This is a genomic window from Falsiroseomonas oryzae (assembly GCF_027856955.1).
Lineage (GTDB): Bacteria > Pseudomonadota > Alphaproteobacteria > Acetobacterales > Acetobacteraceae > Falsiroseomonas > Falsiroseomonas oryzae.
Window position 1 is genome coordinate 1 of record NZ_JAPSMD010000645.1, and the last position, 2,272, is coordinate 2,272.

The 2,272-nt window shown below is 75.8% G+C and carries 3 protein-coding genes; 1 reads left to right on the top strand and 2 read right to left on the bottom strand.

Features of this window, described 5'->3' with window-relative positions:
• A partial coding sequence (locus OZN99_RS30055; protein WP_270938883.1) for an acetyl-coenzyme A synthetase N-terminal domain-containing protein occupies positions 1–345 on the bottom strand: 345 nt, incomplete at its 3' end.
• 89 nt (positions 346–434) lie between these two features.
• Between OZN99_RS30055 and OZN99_RS30060 the strand changes: the two genes are divergently transcribed.
• Entirely contained in the window at positions 435–1,130 is a 696-nt protein-coding gene (locus OZN99_RS30060; protein WP_270938884.1) for a 3'-5' exonuclease, read from the top strand.
• A 14-nt stretch (positions 1,131–1,144) separates the two neighbouring features.
• Here the strand turns inward: OZN99_RS30060 and OZN99_RS30065 are convergent.
• Positions 1,145–2,272, bottom strand: a 1,128-nt coding sequence (locus tag OZN99_RS30065) for a DUF294 nucleotidyltransferase-like domain-containing protein (protein ID WP_270938885.1), incomplete at its 5' end; no start/stop codon positions are given.

Here is a 2,272-nt window from a genome sequence, read left to right on the forward strand (position 1 = left end):
CGCGCGCACGCCGCGCGCGGCCAGCGCGCCGGCCACGCGCGCCACGCGGTCGCGCAGCTGCGCATAGGTGTAGGTCGCGCTGCGCCCGGTGATCGGGCTGTCCCAGACGATCGCGGGCTGCGCGCCGCGCCCGGCCGCGACGTGGCGGTCCAGCGCGTTGTGGCAGGTGTTCAGCCGCCCGTCGGGAAACCAGCGGCCATAGACGCCCATCTTCGGGTCGAAGACGCGCTTCGGCGCGACGGACCAGTCGATGCCCTGCGCGGCGCGCGCCCAGAACGCCTCCGGGTCGGCCTTCCAGGCGGCATAGGCCTCGTCGTAGCGGCTGGTGCCGGTGCTGCCGTCCATCGCGCGCCCTCCTCTTCGGTGTCTTCTGCGCGGCCGGGATCAAGCCGGCCGCTTCCGTTGTTGCCCGCCACTGTGCCATCGTCCCCCGCATGGCGGGAGGTGTCTGGCAGTCCTGGCGCTCGCTCTTCGCGACGGTGCCCGCCGCATCCCCCGTGGCGCCGGCCGCGGCGCCGCTGCCCGAGGGGCCGGTCGAGGCGCAGCCCTATGTCGTCTTCGACCTGGAGACCACCGGCCTGCGCCCGAGCGTCGCGGACGACATCGTGCAGATCGGCGCCGTGCGACTGGAAGGCGGGGTGGAGGCCGGCAACTTCAACATGCTGGTGAATCCCGGCCGCCCGATCCCGCCGGTCAGTACGCGCTACCACGGCATCACCGATGCGATGGTCGCCCGCGCGCCCTCCGCCGCCGAAGCCCTGGGAGCCTTCCGAGACTTCGCCGCGGGCGCCGTGCTGGTGGCGCACAACGCCGCCTTCGACCTGACCGCGCTGGCCGGGGCGGCGGAGCGGCAGGGCGCGCCGCGCCTGCCCAACCCGGCCATGTGCTCCATGATGCTGGCGCGCTGGCTCGACCCGCGGGAGCCCGACGTGTCGCTCGACGGGCTGTGCGGCCGCGCGGGGCTGGTCATCGAGCACCGCCACCACGCGCTGGGCGATGCGCGCGCCACGGCGGTGCTGTGGATGAGCCTGCTGGCGCGCGCCTCCGCCCGCGGCGTGACCGGCCTGCCGGACCTCGCCTTCCGCAGCCGCATGGCGGAGCGCATCGCGGAGCACGCCCGCCACTTCTGACCCGCCGCGCCGCGTCACCAGACGCGCCCCGTCAGGTCGGCGGCGGCCGTCTTCGCGAAGCTGCGCACCGCCTTCAGCGCGTCCTTCAGGGCGGCGCGCCGCTCGGCCGGCATCGAGGCGGTGTCCACCAGGTTGCCCGGTGGCAGCCCGGCCGCGAGATCGGCCAGCTGCTGGCGCAGCACTGCATCCAGCAGAAGCCCGAAGGCGGCCTGCAGCCGCGCGGTGTCGGCCGGCGTGATCACGCCCTTCGCGGCGAGTCCCGCCAGCCGCGCCGGCGTGGCGGGCTCGGCGATGCCGGCGCGCAACGCGGAGAGCCGCGCCGCCGCGACCAGCGGCATCAGCCCGTGCAACTTGAGGTCGGTGCGCGTTCCCGGCCCCGGCTCGTCGTCGGCGAAGCCGCCCCAGAAGGTGAGCCCGACGCCGAGCCGCGCATCCTGCGCCGCCAGCATCGCCGCCCAGGCCGGCTGCGAGGCCAGCAGCCCGATCGCCTCCGCCTGCAGCGCCTCGGCCGGCGCGGGATCGCCCCAGCCGGCGCGCAGGTCCAGGAAGATGTCGGCGAAGAGCAGCGCCGCGCCGCTGCGCCTGCGGGCCCAGAGCGCGAGCTGGTCGCCCCACTGCCGGCGCGTCTTCCGCCAAAGCGGGTTCATCGCCATGACGCCGCCCTTGCACAGCGTGAAGCCGGCTTCCGCCAGCGCCAGGCAGAAGCGCTCCGCGACGCGGCGGAACCAGGCGTCGATCCGGCCGTGTTCCGCGTCGTCGTAGTCGTCCAGGACGAAGCCGTTGTCCTGGTCGGGCCGCAGCAGGGACTCGCCCCGGCCCAGGCTGCCCATCAGCAGCAGCGTGAAGGGCACCGGCGGCGGCTCCGCTTCGGCGTCCAGGGCGCGCTGCAGGATGCGGCGGTGCAGGTCGGCGTTGATGCCGCTGACCAGCCCGACCACCTCCGCCGCGCCCAGCCCTTCCGCCAGCAGCGCGCCGGCCAGCCCCGCCTGGGCCTGCTTCACCGCGGCGTCGTCGCCGGCCAGCGCATCCAGATGCGCCAGCATGCCGCCGGCCGCGGCCTCCAGCGCCTCGGCCCGGTGCAGCATGCCGCAGCAGCGCCCGGCGGCGTCGAGCAGCGGCAGGTGGCGCAGCCGGTGCGCGCG

Coding starts and splice junctions, on each gene's coding strand:
- OZN99_RS30060 (WP_270938884.1), top strand. CDS start 435: ATGGCGGGAGGTGTCTGGCAGTCCTGGCGCTCGCTCTTCGCGACGGTG.